The sequence below is a fragment of the Paenibacillus haidiansis genome, from assembly GCF_036553665.1.
Classification (GTDB): domain Bacteria; phylum Bacillota; class Bacilli; order Paenibacillales; family Paenibacillaceae; genus Fontibacillus; species Fontibacillus haidiansis.
The window spans coordinates 526,327-542,111 of sequence record NZ_JAZHPZ010000003.1; the positions used below are offsets into that span (position 1 = coordinate 526,327).

22 protein-coding genes and 1 pseudogene are annotated in these 15,785 nt (G+C 46.2%); 6 read left to right on the plus strand and 17 right to left on the minus strand.

What is annotated here, in order from left to right; genetic code table 11:
• Nucleotides 1–17: 17 nt before the first annotated feature.
• Complete coding sequence (gene gluQRS, locus V3851_RS09520; protein ID WP_331846287.1) at nt 18–980, plus strand: tRNA glutamyl-Q(34) synthetase GluQRS; 963 nt, start codon at nt 18–20, stop codon at nt 978–980.
• A 258-nt stretch (nt 981–1,238) separates the two neighbouring features.
• On the opposite strand, the gene V3851_RS09525 is transcribed toward gluQRS, so the two are convergent.
• The 6 genes from V3851_RS09525 to V3851_RS09550 form a co-directional block, all read right to left on the minus strand.
• The gene (locus V3851_RS09525; RefSeq protein ID WP_331846288.1) at nt 1,239–2,045 is read right to left on the minus strand and encodes an SDR family oxidoreductase; all 807 of its coding nucleotides are present in this window, start codon (nt 2,043–2,045) and stop codon (nt 1,239–1,241) included.
• Between the two features lie 98 nt (nt 2,046–2,143).
• Entirely contained in the window at nt 2,144–2,782 is a 639-nt protein-coding gene (locus tag V3851_RS09530; protein WP_331846289.1) for an ABC-2 transporter permease, read from the minus strand.
• Complete coding sequence (locus V3851_RS09535; RefSeq protein ID WP_414859284.1) at nt 2,775–3,677, minus strand: ABC transporter ATP-binding protein; 903 nt, start codon at nt 3,675–3,677, stop codon at nt 2,775–2,777. The genes V3851_RS09530 and V3851_RS09535 overlap by 8 nt, the downstream gene beginning before the upstream one ends.
• Nucleotides 3,674–4,060 (minus strand): GntR family transcriptional regulator, encoded by a 387-nt coding sequence (locus tag V3851_RS09540; RefSeq protein WP_331846290.1) that lies wholly within the window; start codon nt 4,058–4,060, stop codon nt 3,674–3,676. Before V3851_RS09540 ends, V3851_RS09535 begins: the two co-directional genes overlap by 4 nt.
• Nucleotides 4,061–4,198: 138 nt before the next feature.
• Nucleotides 4,199–5,005, minus strand: a complete 807-nt coding sequence (locus tag V3851_RS09545) for a hypothetical protein (RefSeq protein WP_331846291.1) — start codon at nt 5,003–5,005, stop codon at nt 4,199–4,201.
• 501 nt (nt 5,006–5,506) lie between these two features.
• Nucleotides 5,507–5,686, minus strand: a complete 180-nt coding sequence (locus tag V3851_RS09550) for a helix-turn-helix domain-containing protein (protein WP_331846292.1) — start codon at nt 5,684–5,686, stop codon at nt 5,507–5,509.
• Nucleotides 5,687–5,809: 123 nt separating this feature from the next.
• On the opposite strand from V3851_RS09550, the gene V3851_RS09555 reads away from it, so the two are divergent.
• The 3 genes and pseudogenes from V3851_RS09555 (at nt 5,810) to V3851_RS09570 (ending at nt 7,318) form a co-directional block, all read left to right on the plus strand.
• The gene (locus V3851_RS09555; protein ID WP_331846326.1) at nt 5,810–5,998 is read left to right on the plus strand and encodes a helix-turn-helix transcriptional regulator; all 189 of its coding nucleotides are present in this window, start codon (nt 5,810–5,812) and stop codon (nt 5,996–5,998) included.
• A 360-nt stretch (nt 5,999–6,358) separates the two neighbouring features.
• Nucleotides 6,359–7,114: pseudogene (locus tag V3851_RS26960) on the plus strand (stalk domain-containing protein); the annotation flags it as partial.
• Complete coding sequence (locus tag V3851_RS09570; RefSeq protein ID WP_331846327.1) at nt 7,103–7,318, plus strand: excalibur calcium-binding domain-containing protein; 216 nt, start codon at nt 7,103–7,105, stop codon at nt 7,316–7,318. The pseudogene V3851_RS26960 and the gene V3851_RS09570, both read left to right, overlap by 12 nt.
• A gap of 27 nt (nt 7,319–7,345) precedes the next feature.
• On the opposite strand, the gene V3851_RS09575 is transcribed toward V3851_RS09570, so the two are convergent.
• Entirely contained in the window at nt 7,346–7,744 is a 399-nt protein-coding gene (locus tag V3851_RS09575) for an RNA-binding protein (RefSeq protein WP_331846293.1), read from the minus strand.
• An 87-nt stretch (nt 7,745–7,831) separates the two neighbouring features.
• Nucleotides 7,832–8,038, minus strand: a complete 207-nt coding sequence (locus V3851_RS09580) for a transcriptional regulator (RefSeq protein ID WP_331846294.1) — start codon at nt 8,036–8,038, stop codon at nt 7,832–7,834.
• A 123-nt stretch (nt 8,039–8,161) separates the two neighbouring features.
• Between V3851_RS09580 and V3851_RS09585 the strand changes: the two genes are divergently transcribed.
• Together V3851_RS09585 and V3851_RS09590 are read left to right on the plus strand one after the other, a co-directional pair.
• The gene (locus V3851_RS09585; RefSeq protein WP_331846295.1) at nt 8,162–8,353 is read left to right on the plus strand and encodes a hypothetical protein; all 192 of its coding nucleotides are present in this window, start codon (nt 8,162–8,164) and stop codon (nt 8,351–8,353) included.
• A gap of 151 nt (nt 8,354–8,504) precedes the next feature.
• Nucleotides 8,505–8,879, plus strand: coding sequence for a hypothetical protein (locus tag V3851_RS09590; protein WP_331846296.1), 375 nt, complete (start codon nt 8,505–8,507; stop codon nt 8,877–8,879).
• 158 nt (nt 8,880–9,037) lie between these two features.
• On the opposite strand, the gene V3851_RS09595 is transcribed toward V3851_RS09590, so the two are convergent.
• From V3851_RS09595 to V3851_RS09635, 9 genes are all read right to left on the minus strand, one after another.
• A complete protein-coding gene (locus tag V3851_RS09595; RefSeq protein WP_331846297.1) occupies nt 9,038–9,472 on the minus strand; it encodes a hypothetical protein in 435 nt (144 codons plus the stop codon).
• Between the two features lie 12 nt (nt 9,473–9,484).
• Nucleotides 9,485–9,943: a Panacea domain-containing protein gene (locus V3851_RS09600; protein ID WP_331846298.1), complete on the minus strand. Its 459-nt coding sequence runs from the start codon at nt 9,941–9,943 to the stop codon at nt 9,485–9,487.
• A 322-nt stretch (nt 9,944–10,265) separates the two neighbouring features.
• Nucleotides 10,266–10,475 (minus strand): phage holin family protein, encoded by a 210-nt coding sequence (locus tag V3851_RS09605; protein ID WP_331846299.1) that lies wholly within the window; start codon nt 10,473–10,475, stop codon nt 10,266–10,268.
• 2 nt (nt 10,476–10,477) lie between these two features.
• A complete protein-coding gene (locus tag V3851_RS09610) occupies nt 10,478–11,197 on the minus strand; it encodes a glycoside hydrolase family 73 protein (RefSeq protein WP_331846300.1) in 720 nt (239 codons plus the stop codon).
• Between the two features lie 15 nt (nt 11,198–11,212).
• The gene (locus V3851_RS09615) at nt 11,213–11,461 is read right to left on the minus strand and encodes a hemolysin XhlA family protein (protein WP_331846301.1); all 249 of its coding nucleotides are present in this window, start codon (nt 11,459–11,461) and stop codon (nt 11,213–11,215) included.
• 20 nt (nt 11,462–11,481) lie between these two features.
• Complete coding sequence (locus tag V3851_RS09620) at nt 11,482–11,646, minus strand: hypothetical protein (protein ID WP_331846302.1); 165 nt, start codon at nt 11,644–11,646, stop codon at nt 11,482–11,484.
• Between the two features lie 66 nt (nt 11,647–11,712).
• The gene (locus tag V3851_RS09625) at nt 11,713–12,279 is read right to left on the minus strand and encodes a stalk domain-containing protein (protein WP_331846303.1); all 567 of its coding nucleotides are present in this window, start codon (nt 12,277–12,279) and stop codon (nt 11,713–11,715) included.
• A gap of 51 nt (nt 12,280–12,330) precedes the next feature.
• Nucleotides 12,331–13,776: a prophage endopeptidase tail family protein gene (locus tag V3851_RS09630; RefSeq protein WP_331846304.1), complete on the minus strand. Its 1,446-nt coding sequence runs from the start codon at nt 13,774–13,776 to the stop codon at nt 12,331–12,333.
• Nucleotides 13,777–13,850: 74 nt separating this feature from the next.
• A partial coding sequence (locus V3851_RS09635; protein WP_331846305.1) for a metallophosphoesterase family protein occupies nt 13,851–15,785 on the minus strand: 1,935 nt, incomplete at its 5' end.

Genomic DNA, 15,785 nt, shown 5'->3' on the forward strand with positions numbered 1-15,785 from the left:
TGAAGGAAGTGAAGATTATGAGACGCGGACGTTTCGCGCCTACCCCGTCCGGCGACATGCATCTGGGCAACGCCAAAATCGCGTTGTTGTCCTGGCTGCAAATGCGGGCGGCGGGCGGCGTATTTGTGCTGCGGATCGAAGATATCGATATCCAGCGCGCCAGACCGGAGATCACGGAGCGAATTATCGAGGACTTACGCTGGCTTGGGCTGGACTGGGATGAAGGCCCCGGCGAAGGCGGCCGCTTCGGCCCCTATTGGCAAAGCCGGCGGCTGGCGTATTACGAGGAAGCCTTGGCCCGCCTGGAAGCGGCCGGCGGGCTTTATCCCTGCTACTGCAGCCGGGCCGAGCTGCTGGCCGTGGCCGGCGCTCCGCACGGGCTGTCCTCCGAGGGCGCGCCCTATCCCGGCACCTGCCGGGGCTTAAGCCCGGAGGAACGCCGCGAGCGGGCGGCGCGGAAGACGCCGTCGCTGCGGTTCGCGCTCGCCGAGGGCGAGCCCGTGCACTTCGACGACGGCATCGCCGGGCCGATCGCGTTCCCGCCCGGCAGCGGCGGCGACTTCGTCGTGCGGCGGGCGGACGGGCTCTTCTCCTACCAGCTCGCCGTCACGGTCGACGACGCGCTGATGGACATCACCGACGTGCTGCGCGGCGGCGATCTGCTCGATTCCACGCCGCGCCAGCTGGCGCTGTACGCCGCCTTGGGCTACACGCCGCCGGCGTTCGCCCATGCGCCGCTCCTGCTCGGCGAGGACGGCCGCCGGCTCGCCAAACGGCACGGCGACCTCGGCATCGCCGGGCTGCGCGCCGCGGGTGCGGCGCCGGAGGCGGTCATCGGCTGGCTCGCCCATATCAGCGGTCTCACCGACCGCTTCGAGCCGCTCGCCGCCAAGGACCTCATCTCCACCTTTTCCCTGGACAAGGTGTCGAAAGAGCCCTATGTTTTGGATGAAGCAAGTTTACGGCGGCTGATCCGATAGACGGCTGGAGTTATTTATTTAAATAGCAGCCTTTTAGGACGCTATTTGTGCAAATCGCACTCATATCTTAAAAATAGCGGCCAAAAGGGCCGCTATTTTACCGTTTCTCGGGAGAAACGGCCTATTTTCGTGCGCAAATTACTAAATAGCGGCCTATTTCACCCTTATTTTTCGCAAACTCATCCCATTGAAGCAAATAACGCCCAAAAAGGGCGTTATTTATCGGACCGTCGGATCGGCCGAGTTACCGGCCCGGTCTTACAGCAGCGATTCCGCGCCGTCGATCACGATCCGGGCGCCGGTGACATGGATGGATTCGTCGGAGGCGAGGAACGCGACGAGGTCCGCGACGTTTTCTGGCTGCCCCGGCCCGTCCGCAAGCGGCTGGGATCCCTCGGGATATTCCACCGGGATGATGATTTCTTCCAGATCCTCGCTGACTTCCGTGGTCGAATCGATGTTCGTGGCGATCGCGCCGGGACAGATCGAGTTGACGCGGATTTTGTATTTGGCCAGCTCGAGCGCCGTCATTTTGGCGAAGGCGACCTGCCCGGCCTTGGTCGTGCTGTAAGCCGACATGCCGAACCCGGAAAACCGGTCGTTCCCGTTGATCGAACTGGTGATGATGATGCTGCCGCCCCCCTGCTTTTTCAAGTAGGGCACGGTATGTTTGACGGTCAGGAAGGTGCCGTTCAAGTTGATGCGCAGCGTTTTTTCCCACTCTTCAAAGGTCATTTCGTCGACCGGCGCCAAGGCGCCGTTAATCCCCGCGTTGGCGAATACGATATCGATACCGCCGAACGCTTCGGCGACTTCACGCACCGCCCGCTCCATCCGCTCGGGGTCGGACACATCCACATCGAAGGCGCGGGACACACCGCGGTAAATACTGTTGATCTGGTGCTCGGTGCTGCGGGTGCGGTCATTCATCAGGTCGAAGAGCGCGACTTTGGCTCCTTCTCTTGCCAGCTTGATCGCCGTCGCCTTGCCGATTCCCGAGCCCGCTCCGGTCACGATCGCTGTCTTGCCCTGAAAACGCTGACGGTTGCTTTGACTTTCAGTCATGATGCCACACGCTCCTATTTCATGAATTGGGTAAAGACTTAGGAAGTTCCTGTCTCAAGATTACCCAAAAAGAGGTGTCGTTTAATCAGCCGCCAAGCTCACAAATCCCTTTTCATAAAAATCGAGCGCGAAATCAAATAAGAAACAACGATCACCAGAACCGTCCCGCTTCCGATCAGCAGCCCGGCTTGCAGGCGATGGGCGGTCAAGAAATCCAGCGCCGGAGCCATGTCGCGGCTGCCGAGCAGGCTGGTCACCGCGCCGTTGCCGATCATAATGATAACCATCATCCCCACATTGAGATATTGGGCTCCTTTTAGTCCCAGCCAGTAATAAAGCGGCAAATAAACGGATATAAACAGGCTCATCGTCACCGTGGTGCCGACCGCAAGCGCCGTGTTGATTCGGACCGTTCCGAAATCAAGCAGGTCGGTGGCGATGTTCATCAACAGGCAAACAGCGATCGATAAGACCAAAATAATGAAGGAGGAAGCGTATTTCGCCAGAACAAGCTGATTCCGCTTGAGCGGGAGACTGACCAAAAACTGCTGATTCGGCTGTCTCATATCGGCCCCGATGGTGAGAATCAGCAGCACGCCGGGAAGCAACCCGTAGAGCATGGTGCCTCCGGTGCCGCTAATAATGCCGGAAAAGGCGACCGCATAAATGACAAGCAACCACAGATAGCGCCGCATCAACAGAAAATCCTTGCGCACAAGCCCCAAAATGTTAGGCATGCAGCTTCCCTCCTTTGACCATGAAATACATAATGTCTTCCAATGTCGGCCGCTGATATAGGACCTCGTCCCCGAATATTTCCATCGCTTTCTCCCGGTCACAGGCCAACCCTTCGAATCCGACCGACGTCTCGCGGACGCCGAGCAGCTCCCGGCGAATATCGCCGTCAAGTAGTTCTTTGCCGCCTTTCACGATTACGTATTTTTCCATAACTTCATCCTTGTTGTCGGAAAAGACCAGCCGCCCCCGGTTGATAAATGTGACGTAATCGGCGACCCGGTCCAAATCCGTTGTCAAATGGGTGGAAAACAGGATCGTATTCTTCTCCTCCTGGATGTAATCGGCGAGCAGGTCCAGCATTTCCCGGCGGAAGATCGGATCCAGACCGGCCGTCGGCTCGTCCATGATCAACAGGGACGGATGATGGGACAACGCCAGCGTAATCGAATACTTCGTCTTCATTCCTTTGGAGCAATCCTTAATTTTTTTGCGCGGAGACAGTTCGAACAGCTCCATATATTTACGGTAAAGCTCCTCGTCCCACTTCTCGTAAAACGGGGCGATAATCCGCTTCATCTGCTCCATCGACAAATATTCATAATAGATATTTTCATCGGAAATATAGCCTATGTCCTGCTTAAAAGCGCCCTTCAAGTGGCCCGCCTCATGGCCGAGCACCGATATGCTCCCGCGGTCAGGCACCACCATGCCCATAATCGCTTTAATGAGCGTGCTCTTCCCGGCCCCGTTGGGACCGATCAAGCCCGTGATGTAGCCTCGCGGTACCCCGAATGAAATGTCGGACAACGAATAGGCGTCAAAATTTTTGGTCAACCCTTTTATCTCTATCGCATTCGTATCGCTCATGGCGCTCATTGTACGCATTGCGTTCATTTTTCATGACCTCCTTCATTCTCAACCAATCTGATCCAATCGATCAATTCGTCGACGCTGACCGGAATGCTGCGGCATTCCTCCAGAATCTCCCTGATCTTGTCCTCCAGTAACCGGATCCGCTGCTCGCGGATAAATTCCTGATTTCCTCCGGCCACAAAAGAGCCTTTGCCCACCAAGGAGTCGATCAGCCCTTCCTGCTCCAGCTCGTTATATGCCCGCTTCGTCGTGATGACGCTGATTTGCAGGTCTTTGGCCAATTGACGGATGGACGGGAGCGGGGTTCCCGGCGCGAGTTCCCCCTGGAGGATGCTCCCCCGTATCTGTCTTACGATTTGCAGATAGATCGGTTCACCGGAGGAAGGGGACAGCAAAATTTTCATGGTTCATCCTCCTCGTTATTGTACTTCTTGTCATTAATGTATATATACAATATATACTTTATATCGTTAGAATTCAACTGCCACTCCTTTTCATAAAAAAACAGCCCCGGAAACCGGAGCTGTAGCAGCATGGCCTGTTCACTGCTGAAACCAATGCTGGAGCATTTCATGAAATTTCTCTTGCGGGGTCGGCGTGGCTATCAACCAGTCTTCATCTTCTCTGGAGCTGGCGCGGATAAGCCAATTGAGATGGTGGTTGTTCATGAATTGGGCGCTTTGGCACTCCCATTTCATCCCATGCCGGGCAAACAGGCGAAGATCTCCTTGGGATACGCTGGTTTTCATGCATTTGGCGAGCGCGATAATCCCCTCTTGATCGTCCGATATTTTGGACAATTCCTCCATAATTTCCTCCATATCCAGTTCATCGGCGCGGGAATGGATGTCTTCAAATTGCCGCTTGGACAGCAGCAATGCCGGGATTTCTTCCGGCGTCCGCCGATTCCACTTCAGCTTGTCGGCCAGAATGCCGCATGCCTCCTTCACGCCGCCGATTTCATCCACCCGGTGAAGAGCAGGTTCCCCCTGCCATAATTCCATCGCCATAACTTTCTCGTCGGTAACAAGCAGGGATTCTTCATAGATGCCGGTTCCGGTCTTGTATTTCATCCAGCATGCTTTGTCCGCAAACAAAAGCGGGGCAAGTCCGGAAAACGCCCGCTCCTCAAGCTCGACACCACCGCCGGCTTTCCGGAGGATTCCCTTGGCGAGCAGGGATTCGCGGGCTTTCTCCCAATCCTCGTTCATCTCCCCTTGCGCATAATAGGTGAGGATCGGATTATCTCCCTCCGTCGAAGCTCCCGCTCCAAACAGCTCTGACAGGAAATAAAGCTCATTGGTTTCCAGAATGACGGTTTGTTTTTGCGATGTCTCCGCTATGATCATCAGTATATCTCCTTTGTACATAGCCTTTTTACGCTTTAATAGCACATTTTATTAAATAGGTTACAATATTGAAATAATTTAAGTTGTAGCTATCATACCACTGTTTACGGGGCTTGTGGGCATAAATTTATTCCAATCCGTTACTAAATACCCATAAAAATAGGAAGTGAAGCACATTTTTTATTCGTATATGAAACTTATTTCCGCGTTTATACGTAATAGAGGCAAGCGGATCGCATATTTGGAATCTATCATTTTCGTCATCCGTCACAAAACCTTAATTGAATTATAATATAATCTTAATCTTTTTTCGATTTAATCACGACTAATCAACAATTTATAAAAATGCTATTCACTTTCGAAAATCCTTTATTTATCAAAGGTTTTAGGCGCTCAATAGTAATCATATCTGATCAACAACAAAAATAAATAAATGCTTCGGTCGTGGGGACGTTGTGGGCAATAAAAAAGAAGCCAAAATACTCGGCTTCTTTTTTGTGTTTAAAACAGCATCGTTATTTCCACTTTATACAAATCCGCGAGTAATAGAGCATCGCTAAGACGTATGTCTTCCGGGTGTTCTTCGAAATGTTGCAGTGTACTCATTGACATGCCAAGATGATCTGCTGCTTCTTCCAGCGTGATACCATTATTACTTCTGATCTCGGAAATTTTCCACATGCAAGGTCCTCCAGTTTCGTTTGTGTTTTGTGATCATAACATGGTACAATTTACCGGAAATAACTTGTCCAACTGAAAGGAGCAACAAGTTTGTACTTCTCCCGTGGGAGAAGTCTGCTGAAAGTGCGCTTAAAGGAACGGGGTATAAAACAGGCCGAACTAGCAAGAAGAACAGGAATATCTCGGCAAATGATATCCCAATACGCCAATAATAAATCCTCAATGTCCGTTGAAGTTATGAAGACGATTTCGTATGTACTAGGATGTCATATGGAGGATTTATATCAATGGGAGCAGCACAATAAAGAGTAGGCTTCTCCCCGGGAATTTTGTAAGGCGTCACCTTACAGTCATTATACTACATTACAACTTAGCCACTTATTCCCGCATTTTCTTCTTTCCGATCCCCTCCTTTGCATACCTCGTTTTAATGGTTATTTCGGACAATGCAAGCGTTTTATTTATGTTATACCAAATAAATCATACGCTTGTCTCATTTGTCTCATTAAGGCCCTAACTCTTAGGACATTTATAATAGAACACTTGTTCTTATTATATATTCATATTACCATTTTGGCAATTAATATTTGCCGTTTTGGTAATGACGATTTTTTCTTTAGTATGGATGAATTTCCCTACCTTTGATAGACTTGATGTCAAAGGAGGTTGGATATGAAAAGAGCATTTTTATTTTTGTTGTCGGTCGTGCTTGCGTTTACGGTATCTACGAGTGTTTCGACGGCTGCGGGTGAAATCAAGGTACTTTTAAATGGTCAGCAGCTTAATTTTGACGCCAAACCAACCGTTGTTGAAGGAACAACTCTTGTCCCTCTTAGAGCGATCTTTGAGGCAATGAACGCTACTGTAAAATGGGATAATGCAACAAGTACAGTAACGGCAGAGAAAGATGGAACCACGGTTAAGCTGACAATTAATCAAAAGGTCGCCTATAAAAATGGTGCAGAAATAACCTTAAGCGCTCCAGGTAAAATAATTAACGGTAGCACTATGGTTCCGCTTCGGTTTATTGGGGAATCGTTTGGGGCAACTGTAAAATGGGACAACACCACCCAAACAGTTACTATTACTACAGCAGACGGAACAATTACATACGATGTTGCACTAAATTTTCCCGCCGATAAATACCCGGAAACAGCAGCTCATATCGCGTCTGCAATCGCAAAAGGCGAATCGCCTATCTGTACTATTGACCGTGACGGAGCAGAAGAAAATCGAAAAGATTCTTTAGCTGGCATCGAAACCAAGGACGGTTATGATCGCGATGAATGGCCTATGGCGATGTGTGAGGAAGGTGGAACCGGCGCAGATGTAGCCTATGTGGAATCAAGTGATAATCGTGGTGCAGGATCATGGGTAGGTAATCAATTGGAAAACTACCCGGATGGAACACGGGTATTGTTTGTAATTAATGGCGGGGTTTCTGGAGAGGTAAAAGAAGCGCCAAAACAACCCGAAAAGGATACTGAACCTACACCTACCGAAAAGCCTAGGGAAGTCTATTACAAGAACTGCACCGCCGTTCGTGAAGCTGGAGCAGCGCCATTGCATGCCGGGGATCCCGGGTATAGTCGAGCGCTTGATCGTGACGGTGATGGAGTAGCTTGCGAATAAACGAGAAGACCACGGAGGCCAAATGCTTCACGTGGTCTTTTGGCTTTTTATCGCTGCCCCAATCTCCCCTACATACTTCCCGAGCTTGATACTTATCTCCGCTTTCATAACGTCCCTTGTCATGGAAAATTTGTCCTGGTAACCTCGGCATGTAAAGTGGTAACGGATAACAAATCCATCATGTTCCTCGTTCTGGATGACTATACCGTTTCCTTTGAGTGTTTGCCTTAGGGCTTTCATATCCGTTATTACTCTATCCTCGATAACCCTTCCGCACATTTCAAACGTCTTTTTGAGTATGTTGTCTGTGTACTTTAGATCGGTAATGCTCTTTTGGACCATCGCATGGATATGGGTTAGCAATATATAATCCCGCATCATTTCGCGTTCTTCCATTGTAATCATCCCGGCTTTATCCTGTATCATCCAAACACCTCACTGAGCACGAACGTTTGTTTGTATTATATGCCGATATCTCCCCTATATGCAACACATAAAAATGACCACTTTGGCTTATGCCTCTGTGGTCTTTTTATCACGTTCTACTTTTTCGTCCAGCGCTTTAATTACGTACTCATTCAACGTGTGTCCTGTGGCCTTTGCTGCTGCTTCGTACACCGCTTTACGCCCTTTGGGCACATAAGGGTATAGCCGATCATAATTAGCAGCATTGTACTTGTTTTTAGCGCGAGTAGCTGATGTGCCCCTGTTGTCAGTCATGCAATCCCCTCCTGTTAAAAATCATAAACCAAAAACAATACTCACGCAAGTATAAAAAAGTGTTGACAATATACTAGCGTGAGTATATAATAAGGGTAACAAATCAAACGGGAGGAATTTTAAATGAACAACTTAACTAATGTATACGCAGAGTGGAGAATGGTATCCGAGGAAATGATCGCTGATGGATACGCCGGGTCGGTTGATTGCGGTGAAACGGTAGTCAGAGAGGATTTTTCAACTTTTGCTGGTCTGGACGAAGTAATCCCATTCGGGGCGATGTTAGAGCTTGAACAAGCGTATGAAACCGCCTGATGAGGCCCGAGGGATACGGGCCGAAACGCCGAGAGGCGTCGCGGATATCCGCCACGAGGCCGACATGCATGGAGGCCCTTTACATATATAGTTCTTTGAAAAAAGGATAATTGCGTTTCTTGTAGAATTTTAATTATCGGGAGGGATCAACGTGAATTTAAGCGAAGTGATATCTGAAAAACTTGCGCAAGATGAACAACCTGTTCTCGACAATGACAGCGAGTATTATTTTGTTTACGGGCACATAGTAAGGTATTTTTTAGCTAGATTGTCTCCTCAAGGGGAAAGAACTTTAGAGGTACAATCTTGGGAGCAAAAATTTGATAATGCCAGAGTGCCAGCTAACCAAAAACAAATTGTAGAATCTTTTATGCGCCATAACGAGAGATTAATTAACTACAAAAATGTAAAGCTAAAGCGTGCTCTTGCTATGTTTTTCGGGTACAAGCCTGATATGTTAAAACATCATGGTGATGCCTCACAGTTTTATTCTCTTGGGCTAACAGTACAAGGTCTGTTCAAGTAAATTTATTACACAACCAAAACACATGGTGTATTGAAATTTGTAATGATTCAAGCTTTTATCCCCTCGACCGTAACATAAGATGTATATAAAAAGCCCCACCGACCATATAGGTTAGTGGGCTTCTTTTTTCAGTAATATGTATAAAATTAAGATCCTCTTCAAGAAACGCTCTCTTGTGTCTTAATTAGATTTATGCTGTTTCTTTCAGAAACCCATTTTTCGTTCAATTTTAAAAGTTCCTCAAACAAACCTGGAAACTCACCTTTTAAATCTCCAATTTCGTTATCTATTGCCATGTTTTTGCAATTATTCCATGATGTTTTATGTGTTCTTATGTAACTCGTTTTTGTTAAACCAAGCTTAGACTGAGTTTCTTGTGAAATTAATATATCGAACTCTGGATCTGGATCAATGTTGCCTAAACTGGATATCGGAAGTGTTTCATAGTCGATGTTAAAATAGGATGTTGCGTTCTTTTCATAACCAATAACTAGGACAGGACGACTTTTAACCTTTATCTTTCCTGCCCCAGGATCAAAATATTTCTCTAGTGATTTAAAAATTTTTCCAACATTGGTTTTTGGATCGGACAAATTTATTACACCTCACTGCAATACGCTATCTTCATCGTTCTTCATCATATCCAAGATCATATTTTCTTTTAATATAATCATATTTCCCTGATCGTGAGCGCTTAATCCTGCTCGAGATATTTTATAACATTGATCACCATGGGACTTTTCCCTTAAAGTCCACGCAGATAGAGGACCAAATTCATGCATAACTTCTCGGATTGTGTATTCTTCTTCATCAGTAAGAACAACCTTTTCATCAAGAAAATAAAAATTGTTACGCACTTTTTTATTAACTGGTCCATGTACCCAACCTTCAAAGTCATCTGCAAAAAGCCATTCTCCGAAATTTTCATAATGTCTCTTTTGACAAAAATAAAGTAATTTATGTAACTTCATTTCAGTGAGGTCGTTTTCTATTTCAGTCATTCGAAATATGGATAGATATAATGTTCTTACCGCTGCAGCAATTTCTAATATATCGCGTGGCACAACAGACACCTCCTTGCGATCTGATCTAATTGTTTTAATTTGAAAAATGTTGCCTTATTCAAATTCAATATACAACTTAAGAACTAAAAAGGAAAGCATATTTTCCAAAATTTCTTAATTTGTTTATTTTAATCTCATTTTTTTCACTCCTTCCTCGTAATTATATTTTACAACTCACAAATAAAACTCGGCGGACAACCCAAGGACAACTTAAGGATTAACAAAAAAAAGCCCCACCAACTGGACGTTGACAGGGCTTCTACCGGTGCTACCGGATTGCATATCGGCAAGGGTGCCTGATATGTGATTTTATTATACCAAATTATTCCTCTTTGTCATCGCTATTTTTTGCATCCGTGTACGCTTCCGCGAGCATATAAACCACGCATGCGCCTACGGCCGTGATAATGCCGGTGATTTGTACCGTAGCGTTCTCAGATGCGCCGAAAGCCCCCAAAACGGACGTAGCAAGCGCGGCGATCAGCGCCCAAAATTTACGACTAGAAAGTTTTTGTCTCCAGTTCACCTTCATGATTATTTACCCTCCTTTTTAAACAACCCCATATTGTGAAGCATTTGAATCGTTACTAACTCTGCCCGCCCCTTATCGTTAGATGTGGTGATTGCGCCAGCTGCCTTTGCTGCTCCAATAGCTTCATGCGCCCACGCTGGCGGCTCCTGATTCCCCGATACGTTTACAACTTTTTCTAATGTGGCGATCCGCTTTTCAAGTGTGGTTATCGTAGCCTCAAGCTCTGCAATTTTAGCCATGTCTTCCCCCGCCTCTTCGTCATATTTGGTTAAGTTATTTGAATTGATGATGCTTATAAGTTTGTTTGCATACTCTGGATCCGTAGCATAGCCACAAGCATAGAGCGCTTTACACTGTTCTTCCGGAGTTGTGGCGGCACGTACACGCGCGTAACGGGTATTCCCGAATAAAAGGTCCTGGTCTTTGTAGAAGTCGTACAGGCTCTTATAAGCCCTCCAGTTAGCCGATGTGGTGACCTTAGTTCCGTTGTAAACTTCCCATGTCTTCGTGTTCACGCTGGACCCATCCCAATATGGAGTTGTCTTGCCACTGCCTACCTTATATCCCCCGAGGTTGTTCCAGTCGTTTATCTTGCCGCCTGTCTCTAGCCAGTTTTGCGCCAGCCTGACAGAGGGGAACATCTTGCTACCTTCCTGCCTGACTTGTACAACGATCGGTGCAAGCAGAGCGAAAAATTTAGCTTTGGAATATTTTTTACCCAACCCTATCCCCTCCCCCTATTTAAGTCCACCCGTGATAATAAAGGTGGCGATTGCCAAAATAATAGCCCCGGCAAATGTGCGCCAGAGCCATTTTTGACCGTCTTCGATTTTGTCCAAACGTTTGTGCGCCGACTTCGCTGATTCCAGTGCGGCCACCGCTGTCTCATTTGCAGATATTGCCCGATCCAGTTTTTCGTCCATGTTGTCCACCTTCGTTTCCACCCTTGTTATCCGCTGGAGTGTTTCTGCTTGAATATCATCCATCCTACTTCACCCGTCTCTTTCTACTTTTTTTCTAGCTCTTCTATTCTCTTGTCAGCGGAATCCCTGATGGCTTGTAAAAACTCTTTTTCCTGGCCTGGGTAGTAAATGAGCGCAGCAGATATTACAGCACAAATGTCTCTTACATTAGGCTCGATTTCTACCATTAGTTTAGGTTTAATAATCATTACAACACCCCTTTTTAGCATAATAAAAAACCCCGTCGATTTGACGGGGTTTTAGTCCGTTACTAATTAATTTTGACTTTGAAGTTCGGCTAATTTAGCTTCGGTTTCTGCAATTATCTTTTTGGTTGATTCAATAGCCGGTTTACGCAAGTTTATGCCCCATTCTTTATCTTCCTCAGATAAGTCAGTTCTTTCACTTATTGTTTTAACCATGCGTTCATAGTTATCCAATTTTTCTTTTTGAGCGTTGAGGTAGTTTGTCATATCTTCGATTTGCTCCTCTTTACTCTTACTATTTATTACAGGCAATTGTTCCTCCTCCTTTTGAGCAAGTATGTTAAGCTCTTCCGACAATGTATCAAATGATTTATCCGCCGTGACTGTCCTGCTATCAGCCTTATACCCAACATCGTAACCCAATGCATTTAATACCGTTCTTACCTGTAAGTAAGTGCTTCCTTGATAAACCAATGGATCGGAGTCTAGTGTTTTTTCTTCACCATTCACAATAAACGTAATTTTTTCAAACGACGCTTGAACATATTCTTTTACCGGAGCAGCGACAGCTGTAGTTGTCATTCCTACAGCAATACCAATGAAAAGTGTCAAAATAGTATATAAAGGCTTTTTCATTTGATTTACCTCCTGCATTTTTTTATATTGTATATCAAATTGCAGGGAAAATCATCCTATCAATACATCGTTTACATATACTCCATTGGGCGCATTAATGTAGATCGCACCTGACGCAGAAGTGATAAAACCACTTTTCTCAAACAATAATTCTACGGTTGTATCATTATCGAGTATCGAGAACACGTTGTCATTACCACTACCTGAGAAGATGCCAATGTCTGCATACCCAGAACGCATTTCTACTCGCCTTTCCCCTACATCACCCGTCATTACCGTTGCCCCTATGACTGTACCACCTTCAATCTCAGCCCCATAAATATACGATCCGTAAATCTCTCCGCCTTCTATTTCAGTGCCCGTTATGGTTGATGCAGATATATCTCCGCTAAACTCTGCACCCTCCGCGATCATATGCCCATCTTCATCTACACTGAAATTACTCCCTATTTCGATACTTCCGCCGATAAACTGCCCCGCTCTCACGATCCCGGTAAATTCGTATTCCTCGTTGATCGGGTCAAAATATAGAGCATCCGAATAACTACCATTGCCGTTACCTTTTTGCATGCGGAATTCATCGGCGTTCCAGATTGAGCGGGCCAACTTGTCGTACCGCTCGATTACGATACCATCATCCGGCCCTATCTTAACCCCATACATCCATTTGTCTTTGCCTACTGTTGTGGTTTGGATGCGGTATATAGTGTCCTGGATGCCGTCGATGTAGTTGGCTATGACCACTTTGCTGTTGATACGGCGTTTTGGACTAAAGGCATATTGGATGATTCGCTGGGCTTCGTTAATCCCTAATTCTTCATCAATGGCATCCGCTGTATCCCCGAGCTCAAAGTATTCAAGTCCTTCAAATTCCGGTAAAGTGTTTAGCTCCACAACATCTATTTCATAGGCTGTCTGTACGACACCAGATTGCCCGTTTACGTCCTTTACAATGCCCCGAAGGTTCTTGCCTAGCCTAAACTGTACGCCTCTATCTTGGCCCCGTCTCGTGAGCAAGGAAATAGAGTATTTGTCGAACTTCAATTCGCCGCCGCATTGGGCCGCAATCTCCAGTATAACCGCTCGCGCCGATACACCTTCTTTCAGGTCAACACTTATTAAGCCCGTAGGTTGCACCGTACCAACTGTAAAACCAGTACCTTCAAGAGCCCTGTTAAGCAATACCGCCGGGGATCCCGTATGAATAAACCCGCCCTCAAAGATAGTAAAAAGCAGGTCATAAGCGACCTGCTCACACTCTACTGCTATGACAACTTCTCCGCTTTCTGCCCTTGTGCGGCGGTGATGGATAATATTAAACCATTGTCCCTCTGCTTCGGCAAAGTTGCCAATTTGGATGTATGGGCTTTTGTCGTCGTCGAGGTAGACGGAGAAATTAAGCGTATAAGCCCCGTTGATTTGTTCGCTGATCTCGTCATCGAAATAATCATCCAACACGGCCACGGGCTGTTTTGATGCGTTTAAGATGGTTATCAATGTTTCACCCCCAATGTAAAAAGCCCCGCTTTATTAGCGAGGCTTGCTGCATAGTATCGTCCTATTGCTCATAGCTAAAAGGAGAATTGACGATCACTACCCGCTCCAAATCGCTTATCGTATAACGTTCTGCTGTTAAAGTCAACTACGAACACGTCGAGAGCTTCTTCGGACAATGTATTTACCGTTCGCGTAGGGCTTTGATCGTTGTCTTTAAATGCTGCCGAACATAAGCAACTTACATACAAAACACCGTTAATTGTTATCGATGCGTCATAGTGTATATGACCGCTTATGACTGCGATCACATCACCAGGAGTGGAAAATGTTTTGTTGATATTGTACACGTAATCCGTAATTGTTCCGCTACCTTGATAACTCGAACCATTTTTATAAGCCTCGATTAGCCCCTTGATGGCCTCGCCGTTAATTTGATCAACGCTCCCAAAAATACCGTTGATCGGATGGTGCATAAAAATAATAACCCTCCATCCCGCGGGAGTCGCTAATGCCTCGTTTGCAAACCAACTTATTTGATCCTGACGGAATGCTGACTTGTTTTGAGATACATATTTGTTCGTACCATCTGGATTGGCGATATACGGATTATCTGATGAATTAAGAATGATCACCCTCGCTTTATGTCTTGCAATATCATAGTAATAATACCCTAGTGATCGATTGCTACCATCTTGCTCTATGTCATATTTTTCTGTCGGTTTTACAATACGCGCATACATCTCGTTAGGATTAATAACATCCGACAATAAGTTGCCGTGCTCGCTTGCATACCAGCTTCCATCGTCGTGGTTACCTTTGCAGACAAAAGACGGGCAACTATCGTCAAAAAATAAGCGCATAGCGTTCGTGATATCTGCGGCATTTCCTGCTTTTGCTTGGTCGCCGTCAACGATATCTCCACCATGCACTTTAAAATCAAACGATATATATTTTTGCAGATCACTGATGTTTTTTAAGTGCTGTAAAGATGCTTGTTTTTGAGTGAGACGATTAGTTGCATATGTGGCATAGTGCGTATCTGTGATATAACCAAACGTCAGAGTGTCCGGTGTTTGCAATTCTTTAACTCCCTCGGAAAACGATAAGAAGGAGTTGCTGAAGTGATCAGGTGCAACCAATAGTTTGCGCAACTGAGTTGCATCGGCAATTTCGGTGAATTGCCCGTATGTTCCATCAGTGAAGATGTTTCGCCACGCGATACAAGGGTTTGCAGCACTGCTAACCATGATAATCTGTACAAACCCCGACGAATGATCATAAGCCGGGATAATAACCCAAATACCTCTATTTTGCAATCGGGGCGGTAATGTGCTCGCATCAGTCATTGCGTTGTTTTCAGCTGTTGTAAGATACCAAAATCCTACCTTATTTAGTTGCAAGAACGATGTTGGTACAGGATTCAACGACGATATCCGTCTGCCTTTTCCGTCATTTTGAGTAAGGATCGTCTGATAATTAGTTTGGGCTTCCGTTTTGGTTAGTCTCAATGCCATATCTGATTGGAGCTGTACAACGATGTCGTCATTCGTTATTGTTCCTGTTGTTCCTCCTACCTCGACCCAACCTCTAAAATTGCTGCCGTCTGCGCCATGTACTACCCCGCGAAACTGCCGGTTGTCGTATCCAAATATAAAGTCGATCGTTTTTCGCCCGAAAACGCCTGGCCTTACGTGAATTTGAACATTGACAGTCTGTCCATCCCCAACAGCCGGCGGCAAGTTAGCTGTCTGACCACCTGTAACATTAAAGTTGTGGTACCCAGGAGGTAATTCCAAAATATCTCCAGTGTAGGTTCCACCTGATGTCGCTGTTGATCCGTTAGTAGGGTGTGCTGTACCGTCGTCCTGAGTAAGTTTATAGCGCTGTGTTAATGCTATAGCCGATGTGTTGGCGGATATCTGAGTGTTTGCGTCATCAATTTCATTCTGTAAATCAGATATTGCGGAGGTGATTTGTTGGTCTATCTCTTGCTCCAAATCCGCCAACTG

Excerpts from the sequence above, each read along its gene's own strand:
- gluQRS (WP_331846287.1), top strand. The coding sequence starts at position 18 with ATGAGACGCGGACGTTTCGCGCCTACCCCGTCCGGCGACATGCATCTG.
- V3851_RS09525 (WP_331846288.1), bottom strand. The coding sequence starts at position 2,045 with ATGACTGAAAGTCAAAGCAACCGTCAGCGTTTTCAGGGCAAGACAGCG.
- V3851_RS09530 (WP_331846289.1), bottom strand. The coding sequence starts at position 2,782 with ATGCCTAACATTTTGGGGCTTGTGCGCAAGGATTTTCTGTTGATGCGG.
- V3851_RS09535 (WP_414859284.1), bottom strand. The coding sequence starts at position 3,677 with ATGAACGCAATGCGTACAATGAGCGCCATGAGCGATACGAATGCGATA.
- V3851_RS09540 (WP_331846290.1), bottom strand. The coding sequence starts at position 4,060 with ATGAAAATTTTGCTGTCCCCTTCCTCCGGTGAACCGATCTATCTGCAA.
- V3851_RS09545 (WP_331846291.1), bottom strand. The coding sequence starts at position 5,005 with ATGATCATAGCGGAGACATCGCAAAAACAAACCGTCATTCTGGAAACC.
- V3851_RS09550 (WP_331846292.1), bottom strand. The coding sequence starts at position 5,686 with ATGTGGAAAATTTCCGAGATCAGAAGTAATAATGGTATCACGCTGGAA.
- V3851_RS09575 (WP_331846293.1), bottom strand. The coding sequence starts at position 7,744 with ATGATACAGGATAAAGCCGGGATGATTACAATGGAAGAACGCGAAATG.
- V3851_RS09580 (WP_331846294.1), bottom strand. The coding sequence starts at position 8,038 with ATGACTGACAACAGGGGCACATCAGCTACTCGCGCTAAAAACAAGTAC.
- V3851_RS09585 (WP_331846295.1), top strand. The coding sequence starts at position 8,162 with ATGAACAACTTAACTAATGTATACGCAGAGTGGAGAATGGTATCCGAG.
- V3851_RS09605 (WP_331846299.1), bottom strand. The coding sequence starts at position 10,475 with ATGAAGGTGAACTGGAGACAAAAACTTTCTAGTCGTAAATTTTGGGCG.
- V3851_RS09615 (WP_331846301.1), bottom strand. The coding sequence starts at position 11,461 with ATGGATGATATTCAAGCAGAAACACTCCAGCGGATAACAAGGGTGGAA.
- V3851_RS09620 (WP_331846302.1), bottom strand. The coding sequence starts at position 11,646 with ATGATTATTAAACCTAAACTAATGGTAGAAATCGAGCCTAATGTAAGA.
- V3851_RS09625 (WP_331846303.1), bottom strand. The coding sequence starts at position 12,279 with ATGAAAAAGCCTTTATATACTATTTTGACACTTTTCATTGGTATTGCT.